Origin of the sequence: Thermus altitudinis, assembly GCF_022760835.1 — a bacterium.
Classification (GTDB): Bacteria; Deinococcota; Deinococci; order Deinococcales; family Thermaceae; genus Thermus; species Thermus altitudinis.
In genome coordinates this window covers 20,523-38,791 of record NZ_JAKTNQ010000005.1, presented here as the reverse complement: position 1 = coordinate 38,791, position 18,269 = coordinate 20,523, and the positions used below count along the sequence as shown (strand labels likewise).

Genomic DNA, 18,269 nt, shown 5'->3' with positions numbered 1-18,269 from the left:
CCTAAGGCAAAGGGGTGGGGAATACCCACCCCTTCTAGCCCTTCCCTCTTACTTCAGCTCCTTCTTCAGCTCCTCCATGAACTTGGAGAGGGGCGTGCCCACGGGCAGGTCCATGAAGAAGGTGCCGGTCTTCCTCTTGGCCACCAGCTGCTGACCAATGTTGTAGGCCTCATCGGGCAGCTCAATGTACCCCGTGGAGCGGATGGCCCTACGGGCATCCTTGGAGAGGTAGAAGTTCACGAAGTCCTGCACCTCCTTGCGCTCCAGGCTCTTCACGTTCACGTAGATGAAGAGGGGGCGGGCAAGGGGCTGGTAGGTGCCGTTCAGCACGTTTTCCCGGGTGGGGAGGACGCAGCCCTTGCCGTTGTCAACGGCCAAGGCCTTCACCTTGTCCTTGTTCTCCTCGTAGTAGGCCACCCCCAGGAAGCCCATGGCGTAAAGGTCCCCGGCCACGCCCTTGATGGTCACGTTATCGTCCTCGGTGGGCTGGTAGTCGGTGCGGATGGCCTTCAGCTTGCCCACGATGGCCTCGGTGAAGTAGTCAAAGGTACCGGAGTCGGCCCCGGCCCCAAAGAGGCGCAGGGGCTGGTTGGGGAAGGTGGGGCGGATCTGGTTCCAGCGGGTGATCTTGGAGCCGGGCTCCCAGATGGCCTTGAGCTCAGAGACCTTAAGGCAGCTGGCCCAGGTGTTCCTCGGGTGAACGATGACCGTGAGGGCATCGTAGGCCACGGGGAGCTCAATGAACTCCACCTTGTTCTCCTTGCAGACCTTTAGCTCCTCGGGCAGGATGGGCCGGCTGGCGTTTTGGATGTCGGTCTCCCCGCGGCAGAACTTCTTGAACCCGCCGCCCGTGCCAGAGAAGGCCACGGTGACCTTGATCTGGGGGTTACGGACGGTGAACTCCTCCGCCACCGCCTGGGTGATGGGGTAGACGGTGGAGGAGCCGTCGGACCGGATCTGAGCCGAAGCTAGACCAGCCAAAACCAACGCGGATAGAACCACAAACCATTTCCTCATGCCTTACCTCCTGATGGAGGGTATCCCCCCCTCCGTGCACTACTCTGCCCCCCCATTGTCAGGAGGTTGTCAGAACCCTAGGGCCGGGGGCAAAGCCCGCCAGGTTGTAAAGCCCCTGGCGGATTACCGCACCCCCCAGGAGCCTTTCCCCCTGGTACAAGGCGGCGCTTTGCCCCGGGGTCACGGCGAACACGGGGCTCAGGAAGCGGAGGCGCAAGGGGCTTAGGGACTCCACCCGGGCCCTCACCGGAGGGGTGCGGTAGCGCACCTGCACCTCCACCTCCTCGGGGAGCTGGGCGAGGAGGTTGGCCTCCTCCCCTTCCAGGCCCTGCCAAAGGCAGGCTTCCTTGGGCCCCACGTAGACCACGTTGGCCACGGGGTCTATGCCCACCACGTACCGCTCCAGGTGGGGCTTGTGAAGCCCCAGGCCCTTGCGCTGGCCGATGGTGTAGAGGCTTGCTCCTTGGTGCTCCCCCACCACCTCCCCGGTGAGGGCGTCCACCAGGGGTCCAGGGCGGGGCTTAAGCCTTTCCTTAAGGAAGGACCTTAGGTCCCCGGCTACGAAGCAGAGGTTTTGGCTTTCCGGCCTCCTGGCGGTGGGGAGCCCGGCCTTTTCCGCCAGGGCCCGCACCTCGGCCTTGGTCATCCCCCCCACGGGAAAGAGGAGGTGGGGAAGGGCCTCCTTGGGGGTGCCCCAGAGGAAGTAGCTTTGGTCCTTCCGGGGGTCCACGCCCCTCAGGAGGGCCTCCCCTTCCCGGCGCACATAGTGGCCGGTGGCCACGTAGTCCAAGCCCAGGCGCCTGGCCTGCTTGAGGAGGGCGCCAAACTTCACGAAGGTGTTGCACCGGGCGCAGGGGTTGGGGGTGCGGCCTCTGGCGTAGTCCTTCAGGAAGGGTTGGAGGATTTCCTCTGCGAAGGCCTCCCGGTAGTCCAGGAGGTAGAAGGGGATGCCCAGAAGTTCCGCCACCCTGCGGGCCTCGTAGGCGGCCTCGGGGGTGCAGCAGCTTTCCCAGGCCCGCCCTGCCTGGAGTTCCAGGGAAGGCTTGGGCGGCTCCTCGGGCCAGAAGCGCATCATGGCCCCCACCACCTCGTACCCCGCTTCCCTCAACAGGTAAGCGGTGACCGAGGAGTCCACCCCCCCGGACATGGCCACCAGGACCGTCTTCCTCATGCCACCACCCGTTCGCCCAAGGCGGCCTCCGTGCTCCTTATGGCCACCTCCGCCATCTCCGGGGTGGGCTCGGCCACGGTGAGGGCTTGGAAGCGGAAGCCCAGCTCCCGCAAAAGCCGGGAAAGGGGATCCTCGTGCCGGGCGGAGAAGTAGAGAAGCTCAAAGGCCAAGGCCGCCACCACCGGCAGGAAGAGCACCCGGGCCAGTAGCCGCCACCAGAGCACCTCGGGAGCGGGGATCAGGCTGTAGACCAGGATGGAGACCACGATGACGAAGGCCAGGAAGGTGGTGCCGCACCGGGGGTGGAAGCGGGGCTGGGCCAGGACGTTTTCCACCGTGAGGGGAAGCCCCTTTTCAAAGGCGTGGATGGCCTTGTGCTCTGCTCCGTGGTACATGAAAAACCGCCGGATCTCGGGCATGCGCCCGATGAAGAGGAGGTAGCCCACCAGGATGCCCACCTTGATGAGGCCTGCCAGGAGGTTGTAGAGGACGGGGAGACGGGCCGGGTCCAGGAGGAGGCCGGCCAAAAACCCTGGCAGGACGATGAACAGGGCGATGCCGAGAAGCAGGCTTACCGCCACCGTGCCCCACAGGGCCCCTTTGGGCACCTCCTCCTCGCCCCCTACGAGTTCCGCGCTCCGGGCCAAGGCCCGGTAGCTCACGGAAAGGGCGTCCCATAGGGCCACCACCCCCCGGATGAGGGGCAGCCGGGCCCAAGGGTAGCGCTGGCTCAGGGCAGGCTCCGCATGGCGCTCCACGTGCACCCTGCCATCGGGCAGGCGCACCGCCAGGGCCCAGGCCCAGGGGGACTTCATCATTACCCCCTCGAGGGCCGCCGAGCCCCCCAGGGTCACCTGTTTGGCCAAAAGCAGGAGAAGCCGCATCCCTCCCATTTTGCCACGGGGGCATGGTATCTTCCAGGCGTGATCACCTTGCATGCCACAGAGGCCACGCTGGCGGAGGGGAAGGTTCCTTTGAAGGTGGTGTGGGTCAGGAAGGGGGAGCTTACCCCGCAAGGCCAGGTCCTGGACGCCCACCTGGATGGGTTTCTCCGCCGGGCCATGGCCGAGGCCGGCTTCAAGGGGGAAGCGGGGGAAAGCCTCCTTTTGGCCTCTTCCGAAGGGAACTTTCTCCTTTTCGGGCTGGACGAGGACATCCGGGCTACAGGGGGAAGGCTTGCCCAGATGCTTTCCAAGCTGGCCTTCCCCGAGGCCCTGGTGGAAGCCCTGGAGGCCTATCCCTTGGCGGAGGGCCTCCTCCTGGGGGCGTATCGCTTTGACCGCTACAAGGAAAAGGGGGAGGATAAGGCTCTGGCCCTCCACCTTTCCCGCGCCAAGCCAGAGGAGCTGGAGAGGGCGAGGAAGGTGGCGGAAGGGGTTTTTTGGGCCCGGGACCTGGTGAACGAGCCCCCTAACGTCTTGACCCCGGAGGCCCTGGCGGAGGCGGCCCTTTCCCTGAGGGCTTTGGGGCTAACGGTGGAGGTTTTGGACGAGGAGGCCATCCGGGCCTTGGGCATGGGGGCATTCCTGGCGGTGGCCCAGGGTGCGGAGAACCCACCCCGCTTCATCCACCTGCGCTATGCCCCGGAGGGCGCCCGGGAAAGGCTGGACCTGGTGGGTAAGGGGCTTACCTTTGACTCCGGCGGCTACTCCTTAAAGCCCACGGAGAGCATGGCCACCATGAAGGGCGACATGGCCGGAGGGGCGGCGGTCCTGGGGGCCCTAAAGGGCGCCGCCCTTTTGGGTTTGCCGCTGGAGATCCGGGGCTACATCGCCGCCTGCGAAAACATGGTTTCGGGCCGGGCCTACCGGCTTGGGGATGTGCTTAAGACCTTCGCCGGCAAAACGGTGGAGGTGATGAACACGGATGCGGAAGGGAGGCTCACCCTGGCGGATGCCCTGGCCTATGCGGAACGGCAAGGGGCTAAACGCATCCTGGAGCTTTCCACCCTTACCGGCTCCGCGGTGGTGGCCCTGGGAGAGGAAATCGCGGCCCTCTTCGCCACGGAGGAAACCTGGCAAAAACGGGTGGAGGAGGCGGCCAGGAAGGCGGGGGAGAAGGTTTGGCCCCTTCCTTTGGAGAAGGCCTACCGGGAAAAGCTGAAAAGCCCCGTGGCCGACATGAGGAACGTGGGGGACCGGTACGGTGGGGCCATCACCGCCGCCCTTTTCCTGGCGGAGTTCGTGACGGTGCCCTTGGTGCACCTGGACATCGCCGGGCCCGCCTTCGCCAAGAAGGCCCATGCCCTGGGCCCGGAAGGGGGCACGGGTTTTGGGGTGCGGACGGTCCTCGAGGTAGCCCGAGGGCTGACCGAGGTAGCCCGGGGGCTGACCGAGGTCGCTTAAATCCTTTAAAAGAATCCCACCCTGCCCGGAGGCAGGGTGGGAATCCCTTCAGGCCTACTCCTGGCAGTTGGGGCAAAGCCCCCGGAACTCCAGCCGGAAGCTCTCCAAGGCCCAGCCGGACTTTTCGGCAGCCGCCTTTTGCGCCTGGGAAAGGTCCAGCTCCGGCAGGTTTTTCAAGAGGAGGTCTTCCACCTTGCCGCAGGAGGTGCAGACCAGGTGCACGTGGGGCTCCGTGTAGCCATCGTAGCGGGTCAGGCCCTTGGGGTCGCGGAACTCGTAGATGAGGCCGTGCTCCCGCAGGACGTGGAGGTTGAGGTAAACGGTGGAAAGGCCGATGTCGTAGCCCCGCTTCTTAAGGCCGTTATAAAGCTCCTCAGGGGTGGGGTGGACGTTTTTGCGGTCCAGATAGCTCAGGATCCGCTCCCGCGGCAGGGTGTGCCTCAGCCCCACAGCCTTTAGCCGCGCCCGGTAGTTCTCCTTTTCCCTCATCCTTGGCATGGCTCCTCCTTCTTTCCGATTCCAGTATACATCCCCTGTGTGCAAATGCAACACCCAAATCCACCAAAAGGTAGTATCCACCCCATTTCCCTCTTGGGGAAGGATTTTCTCCGGGTTCCAATGGCTTCCCCTACCGCGTGGGTTCCTAAAGGCTACACCAACCCTAAGGAGAAGGTATAATGGGCCCACCTTGGAGCGGCCCATCTACCGTATCCTGCATCTGGTCTTTGCCCTGGGTTTGGCCCATGCCCTTTTCCTCTTGGGGCAGGAAGGGGTTAGGGCTTACCAGCTGGCCCGGGAAAGGGCCAGGCTGGAGGAAGCCTTGCGGCAGGCGGAGGCCCGGGTGGCCCGCCTCGAGGCCGAGGTGAAGGCGGCCAGGGACCCCGCCCACCTCGAGGCCCTGGTGCGCAGGTTGGGTTTTGTGCGGCAAGAGGAGATACTAAAGAGGCGATGAGGGAAGACCCGGCGACACTCTTTCTGGAGGACGAAGCCTTGACCGACGGCCTCACCGATGAGGAGGCGGAAGCCCTTCTCTCCTGGCTTTTGGACCTGGCACGGGAGGCCAGCCCTTCCCAGCTGGCCCACCTGAGAAGGCTGGGGCACGAGATCACGCGCCTTTCCCGCGACTACGGCCTGCCGGTGGAGGAGCTCATCGGCCTGGTGGAACTGGCCTGGGGGGAGGCGGAGGCCCCGGGCCTTCAGGCCTAAAGGACCAAAGCCTTTAGGAGTGCTCGCACCTCCGAAAGCCTGGGGGGAGGGGGATGGGTGCGGTAGATGAGGGAAACCTGCAAGGCCGCCTCTTCCTCCAGGGGCTTAAGCACCACCCCGGGATGAGGAAAGACCCGGTAGGGAGCCAGGGTGAGGTAGACCCCCACCCCCGCCGCCACCAGGCTTACCGCCTGGGAGAACCGGGCCACCTCCCGGACCACCTTAGGGGTGAAGCCCGCCTGCTGGAAGACCGCCATGAAGGCCTCGTGAAGGGGCGGTAGCACCTCCTTGGGGAGGAGGAGGAAAGGTTCCTCCCGCAAAGCCTTGAGGGGCACCCGTTTTCGGGAGGCCAAGGGGTGCCCCTCGGGCAGGGCTACTACGATGGGCACCGGCAAGAGGGGTTCCTGGCCTATGGCGGGGTCCTCCACCCTAAGCCCTGCCAGGCCGTAGTCCAGCTGGCCCTCCTTGAGGGCCTTTACCTGCTCAGGGGTGTGCATCTCCAGGATTTCCACCGGCTGGCCCAAGCCCCGGCGCAGGTGGTCCAAAAGGGGCATGAGATCGGGAAGGAGGTTTTCCGGCACCCCGAAGCGGAGCTCCCCAAGGTAGTCCTTCCCGGGCTGGCCCCGCCCTGCTTGGCGCACCCGCTCTTTTAGGGCCTCCACCTCCGCCAACAGCCGCTTGCCTTCCCGCTGCAGCACCTCCCCCGCCGGGGTAAGGCGGAAGGGCCTGCGCTCAAGGAGCTTGACGCCTAGAGCCTTCTCCAAGGCCTGGATGTGCTGGGAAAGGGCGGGCTGGGAAAGGTAGGCCTTCTCCGCGGCCCGGTGGAAGTTCCCTTCCTCGGCCAGAAGGAGGAAAAGCCGCAGGCGGCGCAGGTCCATGATAAGGCTAGCTTATCATCACGCCCCAGGCTTTTCTATTGGACAAAGGGTCGCCTCTGCCCCAGACTGGGAAGAGGAGTCGGTGTAGTGTAGTTTTGCGCAAAAGGGGGGAAGATGACGGAGGATGTGCTCAAGGAAGCCCTAGAGGCCCTTTCCCCAGATGAACTGGCCCGGCTCAAGGAGGAGGAGAACCGGGAGTGGCGGGAGTCTTTGGAGTATGTGCTCCGGGTGGAGGGGTTGGCCCGGGTGGAGGAGCTTTTGCGCCTATTGGACGAGTTTCTCTACCTGAAGGGCTACACCCCTGCAAACCGCCTCTCCACTCCTTACCTCAACACCATCCCCAAGGAAAAGGAGCCTCCTTACCCAGGGGACCTGGATCTGGAAAGGCGCATCGCCAACATCCTGCGCTGGAACGCGGCCATGATGGTCACCCGGGCCAACAAGAAGGCGGATGGGATCGGGGGGCATATCTCCACCTACGCCTCCATCGCTGAGCTGTATGAGGTGGGCTTCAACCACTTCTTCCGCGGGCCTGAGGCGGGGTTGGACCGGGATTTGGTCTTCTTCCAGGGGCACTCCTCCCCTGGCATCTACGCCCGGGCCTTCCTGGAAGGGAGGTTAAGCGAAACGGACCTGGAGAACTTCCGCCGGGAGGTGCACCCTCCGGTGCCGGGTGGCCGGGGGCTTTCCAGCTATCCCCATCCTTGGCTGATGCCGGACTTCTGGGAGTTTCCCACGGTGAGCATGGGCCTTGGCCCCATCCAGGCCATCTACCAGGCCCGGTTCATGCGCTACCTGGAGGACCGGGGCCTGAAGCCCAGGAGCACCGCCAAGGTCTGGGCCTTCTTGGGGGACGGGGAGCACGACGAGCCGGAAACGGTGGGGGCCTTGCACCTGGCGGCCCGGGAGAGGCTGGACAACCTGATCTTCGTGGTGAACGCCAACCTGCAGCGCCTGGATGGGCCCGTGCGGGGCAACTCCAAGATCATCCAGGAGCTGGAGAGGCTGTATAGGGGTGCGGGCTGGCGGGTGATCAAGATCGTCTGGGGTTCCGCCTGGGACCGGCTCCTGGCCAAGGACCAGGAGGGCCACCTCCTGAGGCGCTTTGAGGCCCTGGTGGACGGGGAGTCGCAGCGCTATGCCGCCTTTGGGGCCAAGGAGCTCAGGGAGCGCTTCTTCAACACCCCCGAGCTCAAGCGGCTCATCGCGGGGATGACGGACGAGGAGCTGGATGAACTCACCCGTAGCCGGGGTGGACACGACTTGCTGAAGATCCATGCCGCCTACAAGGCGGCGGTGGAGCACAAGGGAAGCCCGGTGGTTATCCTGGCCCGCACCATCAAGGGCTACGGCATGGGGCCCACCGCCATGGCCAAGAACGTGGCCCACCAGGTTAAGAAGCTCACCGAGGAGGACCTAAAGGAGGCGCGCTCCTTTTTGGGCATCCCCATCCCTGAGGAAAGGCTATCGGAGCTTCCCTACTACCACCCGGGGCCGGACTCCCCCGAGGTGAAATACCTCCTAGAACGCAGGAAGGCCCTGGGGGGCTTTGTCCCCGAGCGCCGGGTACGGTTTACCGGGGGCCTGGGTCAGCCGGAAGGCTATCTGGAGGTGCCGGGGGAGGAGTTCTTCCAGGAGTTCTACGAGGGTACGGGGGGGCGGGAGATCTCCACCACCATGGCCTTCGTGCGCATCCTAGCCAAGCTCCTGCGCCACCCCAAGATCGGGAAACTCATCGTGCCCATTGTGCCCGACGAGGCTCGCACCTTCGGCATGGAGGCCCTGATCGCCCAGGTGGGCATCTACTCCCCCCAGGGGCAGCTTTACATCCCGGTGGATGCCGGCACCCTCACCGCCTACAAGGAGAGCCAGGAGGGGCAGATCCTGGAGGAGGGGATCACCGAAGCGGGGGCCATGGCGGACTTCATCGCCGCCGGCACCGCCTACGCCCACTGGGGCATCCCCACCATCCCCTTCCTCATCACCTACTCCATGTTTGGCCTACAGCGCATCGGGGACCTGGTCTGGGCGGCCGCCGACCAGCGCACCCGGGGTTTCCTTCTGGGGGCCACCGCCGGGCGGACCACCCTGGAGGGGGAAGGCCTGCAGCACCAGGATGGGCAAAGCCAGGTCTACGCCCTAGCGGTCCCCAACCTCTTGGCCTACGACCCCGCCTTCGCCTACGAGTTCGCCGTCATCCTGGAAGACGGTCTACGGCGCATGTACCAGAAGGGGGAGGATGTCTTCTACTACATCACCATAGAGAACGAGAACTACCCCCACCCTCCCATGCCCGGGCCCCGGGAGAAGGTGAAGGAGGGGATCCTGAGGGGCCTCTACCTTTTCCGCCCCGGGGAGGGGGAAGGCCCCCGGGTCCAACTTCTGGGTTCCGGGCCCATCCTGCCCCAGGCGGCGAAGGCCCAGGAGTTGCTGAAGGGCTACGGGGTGGTGGCGGATGTCTGGAGCGCCACCAGCTACAAGGCCCTCTACTACGATGCCCTCGAGGCGGAAAGGGAGCGGAGGCTTTTGGGCAAGGCCCGCAAGCCTTACGTGGCGGAGGTTCTGGAGGGGCACGAGGGGCCGGTGGTGGCTGCCAGCGACTACCTGAAGGCCCTGCCCAACCTTATAAGGGGGTATCTGGACCGGCCCTTCTGCGCCCTGGGCACCGACGGCTTTGGCCGCTCGGATACCCGGGAGGCCCTAAGGGACTTCTTTGAGGTGGATGCCCGGCACATCGCTTACGCCGCCCTTGTTCTCCTGGCTGAGGAAGGCCAGGTGCCGGCCAAGGTCTTGGCCAAGGCGCGGAAGGAGCTGGGGCTTGAGCTAAGGGAGACCCCGCCCCACCGGAGGTAGGGGGTATTCTGGAGGGCAGGATGGAGCTAAGGCTTCCCGAACTGGGCGACAACGTGAGCGCGGCCACCGTGGTGGGGGTGCTGGTGCAGGAGGGGGACCGGGTGGCCCCCGGCCAGCCCCTTTTGGAGCTGGAAACCGACAAGGCGGTGATGGAGGTGCCCGCGGAGGCGGGCGGGGTGGTGAAGCGGGTTTTGGTGAAGGTGGGGGACGAGGTGCGCCCGGGGCAGCCCTTCTTGGAGCTGGAGGCGGGGGAGGTGGCGGCCCCCTTGTCCCAGGAGGCTCCCACCCCAGCTAAGGAGGAGGTCCAGCCCGCGCCTTCCCCAGGGGTCCCGAGCCCTGTCCCAGCCCCGGTAGGGCAGGAGGAAGGCCGGCTCATCCCCGCCGCTCCCTCGGTGCGGCGCTTGGCCCGGGAGCTTGGGGTGGACCTCCGCCAGGTGCAGGGCACGGGCCTTGCGGGGCGGATCACCGCTGAGGATGTGAGGCGGGCGGCGGGGTTGGCCCAGCCCCCCGTGGCCCTCGAGGCCCCACCGCCCCCAAGCCCCAAGCTCCCTGACTTTAGCCAGTGGGGTCCGGTGCGCACCGAGCCCATGAGCGGGGTGCGCAAGGCCACCCTGCGGGCCATGGCCCGGGCCTGGGCCCAGGTGCCCATGGTCACCCACTTTGACGAGGCGGACATCACCGAGCTGGAAGCCCTAAGGAAGCGCTACGCCAAAAGGGCGGAGGAACGGGGCTTTAGGCTCACCCTCACCGCCTTCCTCCTTAAGGCCTTGGCCCTGACCCTGAAGGCCTTCCCCAAGTTCAACGCCTCCTTGGACCCGGAAAAGGGGGAGGTCATCTACAAGGACTACGTGCACATCGGGGTGGCGGTGGACACCCCCTTTGGCCTCCTGGTGCCGGTGATCCGGAATGTGGAGCAAAAGGGGGTCCTGCGCCTGGCCCAGGAGCTTCAGGAGATTTCCGAAAAGGCCCGGGAAAGGAAGCTTTCCCCCGAGGAGATGCAAGGGGGAACCTTCAGCCTCTCCAACCTGGGGGGGATTGGCGGGGTGGGCTTCACCCCCATCGTCAACTGGCCCGAGGTGGCCATTCTGGGGGTTTCCCGCTCCCAGATGAAGCCGGTGTGGGATCCGGAGAAGGAGGCTTTCCAGCCCCGCCTCATCATGCCCTACGCCCTCACCTATGACCACCGCCTCATAGACGGGGCTGAGGCGGCCCGCTTCTGCCGGCATCTGGCCGCGCTTTTGCAGGATCCTTTGGGCTTGGCCCTGGAGTAGGGGGTGCCCGGCCCCGGGTTCTCGTGTAGTATGGGAAAGTATGCGCGTCATCGTGGTGGGAACCCGGGGCAGCGCCTTGGCCCTGGCCCAGACCCGCTTTGTGGTGGAGCGTCTTAAGGAAAGCTGGCCCGAGGCGGAGTTCAAGGTGAAAACCATCAAGACCCGGGGGGACCAGGGGGCAAGCCCCCTGGAGCAGGCCATCTTTGTCAAGGAGTTGCAGGAGGCCCTCCTTTCCCGGGAGATTGACATCGCCGTGCACTCCCTGAAGGACCTCCCCACGGAGGAACCCCCGGGGCTTAAGATCGCCGCCATACCCCGCCGGCAGGACCCCCGGGATGCCTTTTTGGGCAAGGTGTATAAGCGCCTCGAGGACCTTCCCCAAGGCGCCGTGGTGGGCACCAGTTCCGTAAGGCGTAAGGCCCAGCTTTTGGCCCACCGGCCGGACCTGGTGGTGAAGGACCTCAGGGGCAATGTGGACACCCGCCTGGCCGCCTTGGGCAATGGGGAGTACGACGGGATCATCCTGGCGGCGGCGGGGCTCATCCGGTTGGACTTGCGCAACCGCATTGACCAGTTCCTGGAGCCCGAGGTGATGCTTCCCGCCCCTGGCCAAGGGGCCTTGGCCCTGGAGGTGCGGGTGGGGGACGACCTGGCGGAGGAGCTTTGCTATGCCCTCCACCACCACCCCTCCCACGACCGGGTACGGGCGGAGAGGGCCTTTTTGAAGGGCCTGGGGGCCGGGTGCCTGGCCCCGGTGGGGGCCCTGGCCCAGGTGGCGGAGGACGGCACCCTCCTTCTGGAGGGGATGGTCCTCACCCCCGACGGCAAGAGCTTTATCCGGGCGGAGATTGAAGGCGACGCTTCCGAGGCCGAGGAGCTGGGCCTGGAGCTGGCCCAGGACGTGCTGGAGCAGGGCGGACGGGAGATTTTGGCCCAAACCCGATAGGATTGCTGGAGTTTCCCCCTGGCCTGGGGTATAGTGGGGTAGATGGCGCTTAAGCGCTTGACCCGCCAACGCAAGGCTGTCTTGGAGGTGGTGAGGAAGGCCCACAACCACCCCGATGCCGCCTGGATCTACCAGGAGGTGCGCAAGGTGGTGCCCAAGGTGAGCCTGGGGACCATCTACCGCACCCTCGAGGCCCTGGTGGAGGAGGGCTACCTTATCCCCATCACCAAGGCCGGGGAGGCCACCCGCTACGACGCCAACCTGCACCCCCACCTGCACCTGGTCTGCGAGAGGTGTGGGGAGATCGTGGACCTGGAGGTGCCCCTTCCCGACCTTCTCGCCCCCGCCCAGGAGGCCTATCCCCAGTTGGAGGTAAGGGGGGTGGAGGTGACCTATAGGGGCCTTTGCCCCGCCTGCAAGGCGGCCCTTAAAGGATAGATGGGTCCCTTGGCCTGGCTTTACGCCCGGCAGGGCCAGGTGAAGCCTGGCTTGGAGCGTATCCGAGCCCTCCTGGCCCGCCTGGGCCACCCCCAGGAGGCCTACCCCGTGGCCCTCATCGGGGGAACCAACGGCAAGGGCACCACCGCCCGGGCCCTGGCGGCGATCCTGGAGGAAACGGGTTTAAGGGTAGGGCTTTACACCAGCCCCCACCTGGTGGACTTCCGGGAACGCGTGGCCGTCCAGGGCCAGCTTCTTTCGGAGGCGAGGCTGTTGGCCCTTTTGGAAGAGGTCCGTCCCCACGCGGAGGCTTTGGAGGCCAGCTTCTTTGAGGTGGCCACGGCCCTTGCCCTTAAGCACTTTGCCCAGGAGGGGGTGGAGTTCGCCGTGCTGGAGGTGGGCCTGGGAGGACGCCTTGATGCTACCAACGCCACCGAGCCCCATCTTTGCGTGGTGACCAACGTGGGCTCCGACCACCTGGAGGTTTTGGGCCCCACCCTGAGGGACGTGGCCCGGGAGAAGGCGGGGATTTTCCGGAAAGGGGTGCCGGCCCTCACCGCCGCCAGGGGGGAGGGGCTTCAGGAGCTTCGGGAGAGGGCCCGGGCCCTGGGTACCCCCCTTTGGATCCTGGGCGAGGCCTTTTCCCTTTCCGGGGTGCAGGCCCTGGGGGAGGGCCTGGCCTTCCGCCTGGGGCTTAAGGGGGAGGAGAGAACCTTCCGCACACGGCTTCTTGGCCCGCACCAGGCGGAAAACCTGGCCCTGGCGGCGGTGGCGGGGAGGCTTTTGGGAGCGGGGTGGGAGGCGGTGGAGAGGGGCCTTTCCCGGGTGGAAAACCCGGGAAGGCTAGAGCGGCTTCCTTGGCCTAAGGGCAAAGAGCTTCTTCTGGACGGGGCCCACAACCCGGAAGGGGCTTGGGCCTTGCGGGAAGCCCTTCGCTTTCACAGGCTTCTGCCCGCCGCCTTCGTCCTGGGCTTCAGCCGGGAGAAGGACCACCGGGCCATGGCCGAGGCCCTTGGGGGATTGGGGCCGGTGGTCCTCACCCGCTACGCTTCCCCTAGGAGCCAAGACCCCAAGGCCCTTCTCCCCCTTTTCCCCGGGGCCCTGGTGGAGGAAGAACCCCTAAAGGCCCTGGAGAAGGCCTTGGCCCTGGAGGACCGGGTGGTGGTGGCGGGAAGCCTGTACCTGGTGGGGGAGGTGAAGCGGGCCCTTTTGGGGCTTCCCCCGGAGGAAAGGTGGCAGTAGGGCGGCGCCGTCCTGGGCGCCCCGGCGGAGGCGGCGGCTTGGTTGGCGGGCAGGGAGAAGGCTCAATCCAAGGCTTCTTTTAGGATGCGGGCGGCTTCCAGAAGCTTCTCCACGGGCTGCACCAGGGCCAGGCGCACGTGCCCTTTCCCGCCGGGGCCGAACCCCCTCCCCGGGGCCACGGCCACGCCCCGCTCCACCAGGCTTAGGGCGAACTCCAGGTCGTCCACGCCTGGGGGAAGCTTCCCCCAAAGGTACATGGTGGCCTTGGGGGGGAGGAGGTCCAAGGCTCCCTTCAGGGCTTCCGCCATGGTTAAGGCCCTTTGCCGATATACCTGGGCGAAGCCCTGGGTCACCTCCCTGGGGGTCTTGAGGGCGGCGATCCCCATGCGCAGGATGCCGGCATACTGGTTGAAGTCTATAACCCCCTTGACCCTTTCCAGCCGGGCGATGGCCTCCTCGTTCCCCAAGGCGAAGCCCAGGCGGAAGCCCGCCAGGTGGTAGCTTTTGGAGAGGCTAAAGAGCTCCACCACCCGCTCCCGGCCCCCGGGAAGGGCCAAGGGGGAGGGGGCCTGGCCCTCGTACACCTGGTCCACATAGGGGTTGTCGTGGACCAGCCAGAGGCGATGTTTTTCCGCCAAGGCCAAGGCCTCCTCAAAGTAACCCCAGTCCGCCAAGGCTCCCGTGGGGTTGTTGGGGTAGTTGAGGAGAAGGACCTTGGCCTCCTTCCAGACCTCTTCCGGCACCCGGGAGAGATCCGCCAGGCCGTCCTCCCGCAAGGGGATGAGGAAGGTCCTCAAGGAGGCCACCTGGGCGGCGCCGAAATAGCTGGGGTAGGCCACCTCGGGAAGGAGGAGGAGGTCTTGGGGTTCGGTGAGGGCCAGAAGGAGATGGGCCAGGCCCTCCTGGCTTCCGATCAAGGCCAGGGCTTCCCGGCCGGGGTCCAGGCGTACCCCATAGCGGTCCTGGTACCAGCGGGTGGCCTCCTGCAAAAAGGGAAGGGTGCAACTTTTCAGGCAGTAGCCGTAAGTGCTGGGGTCGGAAAGGGCCTCCCTTAGGGCCTGAAGGGGCTCGAGGGGGGGCGGGAGGTCGCTGGAGCCGATGGAGAGGTCTATAAGCCTTAGGCCCTTCTCCCGGGCCTTCCTCTTGGCCTCGTCCACCACCAGGAAGACCGAGGCCTCGGGGACCCTACTCATGGTGCCCCTCCCGCCAGGCCTTGCCGGTGATGAGGCTTAAGGCGTGGGGCAGGACGGGAAGCACTGCCTCCAGGGATTCCCGGGCCCCCTTGGGGCTTCCCGGCAGGTTCAGGATGAGGCTTTTCCCCCTTACCCCCGCAAGGCCCCGGGAGAGGGCGGCCATGGGGGTTTTCGCCAGGCCCTTAAGGCGCATGAGCTCGGCAAGGCCCGGCACCTCCTTGTCCAGGAGTTCCCGGGTGGCCTCGGGGGTCTTGTCCCTGGGGGCTAGGCCCGTGCCCCCGTTGGTAAGGATGAGGTCCAAGCCCTCCCGGTCGGCCCAAAGCCGGATGACCTTCTTGATGAGGGGGGGCTCGTCGGGGACGATCTCGTAGGCGGCCACCTCAAAGGGCCCTCCTTCCAAGGCCTCGCGGATGGCCAGGTGGGTGGTGTCCTCCCGCTCGCCCCTATAGCCCTTATCGGAAACGGTTAGGATGCCCACGCGGAACATTTGTCAAGAGCTTACCCTTTGGAAGACCCTTTGCAAAAGGGTGCGGGTGTAGCGCAGGGTGTCCTCGAGGGCCGTGGCCCTTCCCGGTGGGGGGTAGCGTATTAGCGTATGGTTGTGTTTTTTGAAGCTCCCTCAGCCCTTTACCCCCGTGAGAACCACGCCTTCAATGATCTGCCGTTGGAAGAAGAAAAAGACCAAGAGTACCGGTAGCACCGCTAGGCTCGAAGCGGCCATGATCAGGTTCCAAGCGGTGCCTGCCTCCCCAGAAAAAAGGGCAATACCTACGGGAAGGGTGCGCATCTCTGGGGTTTGGACCACGATGAGCGGCCAAAGGAAAGCGTTCCAGTTGCCCAAAAAGGTGAAGATCCCTAACGCTGCCAGGGCCGGGCGTACCAGGGGTAGGCCAATACGCCAGAAGACCCCGAACTCGGAGAGCCCATCCATTCGCCCGGCGTCAAAGAGGTCCTGGGGTAGGGTTGCGAAGAACTGCCGCATAAGGAAGACCCCAAAGGCGGTGATGAGCCCGGGAAAGAGAAGCCCCCAGTAGGTGTTGATCCAACCCTTCTCCGCGCTCATCACATACCAAGGGATGACCAGCATCTCTGTGGGAACCATGAGGGTGGAGAGGATAAGGATAAAGATCAGATTTTTTCCAGTAAATCGCAGTCGGGCCAGGGTATAGCCGGCGAGACTATCGAAGAAAAGCACGGAAAGGGTAGTTAGGGAGGCTACCAGGATGCTGTTCCCAAACCAACGCAAAAAACCCGTTTCCCGGAGCACTACTCGGTAGTTTTCCAAGGTGGGTTCTTGGGGAAAGAACCGAAGGGCGAAGAGCTCGGGGAAGGGTTTGAAAGAAGTAAGGAGCATCCAGAGAAAGGGTAGGACCATGACCCCGCTGCCCAAGAGGAGGAGAAAAAGAACCAGAAAGCTAGTAAGCCTGGCTTGGCTCTTCATACTTCCACCCTCCGGGTGAGGAGCCTGAGCTGTACCAGGGTGATGAGGAGGATGAGGGCAAAAAGGAGGACGGTAACCGCTGCGGCATATCCCAGTTGGAAGCGCAGGAAGGCCAGCTGGTAGATGTAGAGGGCCAGGGTCAGGGTGCTGTTAAGGGGGCCTCCTTGATCGGTGAAGTTCAGGTTGACCACCTGGGTGAAAAGCTGCAGGTAACCGATGGTGCCAATGACCACGGAGAACACTAGGACGGGGTTCAGAAGGGGCCAGGTGATGTGGCGGAACAGCTTCCACCCTTCAGCTCCGTCTATGCGGGCAGCCTCGTAATACTGCCGGGGAATGCTTTCCAGGCCTGCCAGAAAGAGGACCACCTGGAAGCCTAGGTTCTGCCAGACCACCACCCAGGTCACAGTGGGCAGGGCTTGGCTCGGGCTTTGCAAAAAGGGCTGCGGGGGGATTCCCAACAGGGCCAAAAGCTCGTTGACGAGTCCAAAATGGGGGGAAAGCATCCAGCTCCAAACCCAGGCTACGGCCACCGCTGGGGTCACATACGGGGCAAAGTAGATGGCCCGGAACAGGTCTCGACCAAGAGGAGTTCTTTGCAGGAGGAGGGCGATTATAAGGCCCAAGACGATCTGGCCCGGAACTCCCAGAAGGGTGTAGAGGAGGGTATTCCAAAGGGCCCGGCGGAGAAGGGGGTCTTCCAGGAGCCGGACGTAGTGCTCGAGGCCCACAAAGCGCCTTTGTGCGGGGTCGGCGTGCCACTCATAAAGGGAAAGCCAAAGGGCCTGGAAGGCAGGAAGGATACGGAAGTAGAGGAAAAAAGCTAGGGGAACGGCCAGAAAGACAAAGGCCCAAAGAGCTTCCCGCTGGGCCAGGGTGAGCCGCACCCTACCTCCAGAACTGGTCCAGTATCCTTTGCTCCTCCTCGGCGGCTATCCTAAGCGACTGGGCGGGGTCCATGCCTTGGAGCAGAACCCGATTGATGGCGTCCACCATCACCTTGCGCTGGGCAGCTTCGTCCACAAAGGGGGTAGCCTTGGCGTAGGCCAGGCTCAACACGAAGGGGCCATAGATGGGATGGAGGGAGAGCTTGGGGTCCCGGATTAGGTTTTTGCTGGCCGGGAGTTCCCCCACTTTCTCCAGCCAGTAGCGCTGGGTTTCCTCGGAGGTGATGAAGGCCAGGAACTTAAGGGCGGCTTCCCGCTTGGGCCCGGTGGCCAAAGGGGTGAGGCCGTGCATCCAGAAGGAGCCGAAGTTGGCCTTTCGCCCTCCTGCCCGTTCCAAGGGCAACTCCGCCACCCCAAAGTTGAAGCGGGCTCCTTGTTGGATGGTACCGATGGCGAAAGAACCGTCCACGATCATGGCGATCCTACCTGCGATGAACCCGTCCCGGTAGCCGTTGTTTCCGGGGAAGAAACCGGGGACCCCGATCTCGTGTTTGCGCACCCAGTCGGTATAGAAGCTGAGGGCTTTAAGCCCAGCCTCGTTTTGGTAAAGGACCCGTTTTCCGTCATCGGAGTAGGGCTTGCCTCCGAACTGTCGCACCAAGACCTCCCGGACCAGGTGATGGTCCTGCCCATCGGGGGCGATCCCGTAGCCGATTTGAGCGAAGCGCCCACCTTGTTTTACGGTGAGTTTTTGACCTATACCGATAAACTCCTCCCAAGTTTTGGGGGGGGTGGCAATCCCCGCCTGGCGGAAAAGGTCCTTGTTATAAAAAAGGGCCAGGCTCCGTACCGCGGTGGGTACTCCATAAAGTTTTCCGCCCACTTTGGCGGCCTGGGCCATGGCCACGAAGTCTCGGTCCAGGCGCTGGATCCAGTCATCGGGCAGGGGCACCAGATACCCGGCCTTGACCCAGGTAGGGGCCCAGCCATAGTACAGGTTCACCACGTCCGGCCCTTGGCCCGCAGGTATAGCAGCGGCCACCTTTTGCTGGAAGGCGTCGTAGGGAAAGGTTTGGTGCACCACTTTGATGCCCGGATTTTGGGCCTCAAACCGGCGGATGAGCTCGTTGATGGCCTCCACCTTGCTGCGGAACTCGTACTGCCAATAGGTGATGGTGATGTTTTGGGCTAAGGCTATAGAGAACAGCAGGAAAAGCAAAACCAGGGCTCTTTTCATGGTTAGCCTCCTTTCGCTGCCATTCTACTACGGGCCTTGGCAAATGATCCGGATGCGTTTTCCCAGGTAAACCTTAGCAAGCTCGCGGATTGCCAAGGCCAACCCGGTTCCAGGTGGGTTGCCGCGCATGGGGCCCGGCGGGTC

At 64.6% G+C, this 18,269-nt stretch carries 18 protein-coding genes; 8 read left to right on the top strand and 10 right to left on the bottom strand.

The window, feature by feature from the left end:
* Nucleotides 1-48 precede the first annotated feature (48 nt).
* From L0D16_RS03060 to L0D16_RS03050, 3 genes are read right to left on the bottom strand one after another with little or no spacing between them, the layout of a single operon-like run.
* A complete protein-coding gene (locus L0D16_RS03060) occupies nt 49-1,017 on the bottom strand; it encodes a PstS family phosphate ABC transporter substrate-binding protein (RefSeq protein ID WP_243029976.1) in 969 nt (322 codons plus the stop codon).
* 58 nt (nt 1,018-1,075) lie between these two features.
* The gene (mnmA, locus tag L0D16_RS03055) at nt 1,076-2,188 is read right to left on the bottom strand and encodes a tRNA 2-thiouridine(34) synthase MnmA (RefSeq protein ID WP_243029975.1); all 1,113 of its coding nucleotides are present in this window, start codon (nt 2,186-2,188) and stop codon (nt 1,076-1,078) included.
* Nucleotides 2,185-3,081: a DUF1385 domain-containing protein gene (locus L0D16_RS03050; protein WP_423247854.1), complete on the bottom strand. Its 897-nt coding sequence runs from the start codon at nt 3,079-3,081 to the stop codon at nt 2,185-2,187. Before L0D16_RS03050 ends, mnmA begins: the two co-directional genes overlap by 4 nt.
* A gap of 30 nt (nt 3,082-3,111) precedes the next feature.
* Between L0D16_RS03050 and L0D16_RS03045 the strand changes: the two genes are divergently transcribed.
* Complete coding sequence (locus L0D16_RS03045; RefSeq protein ID WP_243029971.1) at nt 3,112-4,533, top strand: leucyl aminopeptidase; 1,422 nt, start codon at nt 3,112-3,114, stop codon at nt 4,531-4,533.
* A 54-nt stretch (nt 4,534-4,587) separates the two neighbouring features.
* Here the strand turns inward: L0D16_RS03045 and L0D16_RS03040 are convergent, their stop codons facing one another.
* Nucleotides 4,588-5,031, bottom strand: a complete 444-nt coding sequence (locus L0D16_RS03040; protein ID WP_243029970.1) for a Fur family transcriptional regulator — start codon at nt 5,029-5,031, stop codon at nt 4,588-4,590.
* A 190-nt stretch (nt 5,032-5,221) separates the two neighbouring features.
* Here L0D16_RS03040 and L0D16_RS03035 point away from each other — a divergent pair, with 190 nt between their 5' ends.
* A complete protein-coding gene (locus L0D16_RS03035) occupies nt 5,222-5,485 on the top strand; it encodes a septum formation initiator family protein (protein WP_243029968.1) in 264 nt (87 codons plus the stop codon).
* Entirely contained in the window at nt 5,482-5,739 is a 258-nt protein-coding gene (locus tag L0D16_RS03030; protein WP_243029967.1) for a hypothetical protein, read from the top strand. The genes L0D16_RS03035 and L0D16_RS03030 overlap by 4 nt, the downstream gene beginning before the upstream one ends.
* On the opposite strand, the gene L0D16_RS03025 is transcribed toward L0D16_RS03030, so the two are convergent.
* The gene (locus L0D16_RS03025; RefSeq protein ID WP_243029965.1) at nt 5,736-6,617 is read right to left on the bottom strand and encodes a LysR family transcriptional regulator; all 882 of its coding nucleotides are present in this window, start codon (nt 6,615-6,617) and stop codon (nt 5,736-5,738) included. The two genes, L0D16_RS03030 and L0D16_RS03025, sit on opposite strands and share 4 nt — an antisense overlap.
* A gap of 114 nt (nt 6,618-6,731) precedes the next feature.
* On the opposite strand from L0D16_RS03025, the gene aceE reads away from it, so the two are divergent.
* The 5 genes from aceE to L0D16_RS03000 are packed head-to-tail and all read left to right on the top strand — an operon-like array spanning nt 6,732 to nt 13,367.
* Nucleotides 6,732-9,470 (top strand): pyruvate dehydrogenase (acetyl-transferring), homodimeric type, encoded by a 2,739-nt coding sequence (gene aceE / locus L0D16_RS03020; protein WP_243029963.1) that lies wholly within the window; start codon nt 6,732-6,734, stop codon nt 9,468-9,470.
* 20 nt (nt 9,471-9,490) lie between these two features.
* A complete protein-coding gene (locus tag L0D16_RS03015; protein ID WP_243029961.1) occupies nt 9,491-10,741 on the top strand; it encodes a 2-oxo acid dehydrogenase subunit E2 in 1,251 nt (416 codons plus the stop codon).
* Between the two features lie 40 nt (nt 10,742-10,781).
* Complete coding sequence (hemC, locus tag L0D16_RS03010) at nt 10,782-11,687, top strand: hydroxymethylbilane synthase (protein ID WP_243028781.1); 906 nt, start codon at nt 10,782-10,784, stop codon at nt 11,685-11,687.
* Between the two features lie 42 nt (nt 11,688-11,729).
* Nucleotides 11,730-12,125, top strand: coding sequence for a manganese-dependent transcriptional regulator PerR (gene perR, locus L0D16_RS03005; RefSeq protein ID WP_243029959.1), 396 nt, complete (start codon nt 11,730-11,732; stop codon nt 12,123-12,125).
* On the top strand, nt 12,126-13,367 hold the full coding sequence (locus L0D16_RS03000) for a bifunctional folylpolyglutamate synthase/dihydrofolate synthase (protein WP_243029957.1): 1,242 nt from the start codon (nt 12,126-12,128) through the stop codon (nt 13,365-13,367).
* A gap of 62 nt (nt 13,368-13,429) precedes the next feature.
* Here L0D16_RS03000 and L0D16_RS02995 read toward each other — a convergent pair whose 3' ends face one another.
* The 5 genes from L0D16_RS02995 to L0D16_RS02975 all read right to left on the bottom strand — a co-directional run bounded on the left by L0D16_RS02995 (nt 13,430) and on the right by L0D16_RS02975 (nt 18,125).
* Nucleotides 13,430-14,560, bottom strand: a complete 1,131-nt coding sequence (locus L0D16_RS02995) for an aminotransferase class I/II-fold pyridoxal phosphate-dependent enzyme (protein WP_243029955.1) — start codon at nt 14,558-14,560, stop codon at nt 13,430-13,432.
* Complete coding sequence (locus L0D16_RS02990) at nt 14,553-15,047, bottom strand: MogA/MoaB family molybdenum cofactor biosynthesis protein (RefSeq protein ID WP_243029953.1); 495 nt, start codon at nt 15,045-15,047, stop codon at nt 14,553-14,555. Before L0D16_RS02990 ends, L0D16_RS02995 begins: the two co-directional genes overlap by 8 nt.
* Nucleotides 15,048-15,179: 132 nt before the next feature.
* Entirely contained in the window at nt 15,180-16,001 is an 822-nt protein-coding gene (locus tag L0D16_RS02985; RefSeq protein WP_243029951.1) for a carbohydrate ABC transporter permease, read from the bottom strand.
* Nucleotides 15,998-16,888: a carbohydrate ABC transporter permease gene (locus L0D16_RS02980; RefSeq protein WP_243029949.1), complete on the bottom strand. Its 891-nt coding sequence runs from the start codon at nt 16,886-16,888 to the stop codon at nt 15,998-16,000. Before L0D16_RS02980 ends, L0D16_RS02985 begins: the two co-directional genes overlap by 4 nt.
* A 1-nt stretch (nt 16,889) precedes the next feature.
* A complete protein-coding gene (locus L0D16_RS02975) occupies nt 16,890-18,125 on the bottom strand; it encodes an extracellular solute-binding protein (protein ID WP_243029947.1) in 1,236 nt (411 codons plus the stop codon).
* Between the last annotated feature and the right edge of the window lie 144 nt (nt 18,126-18,269).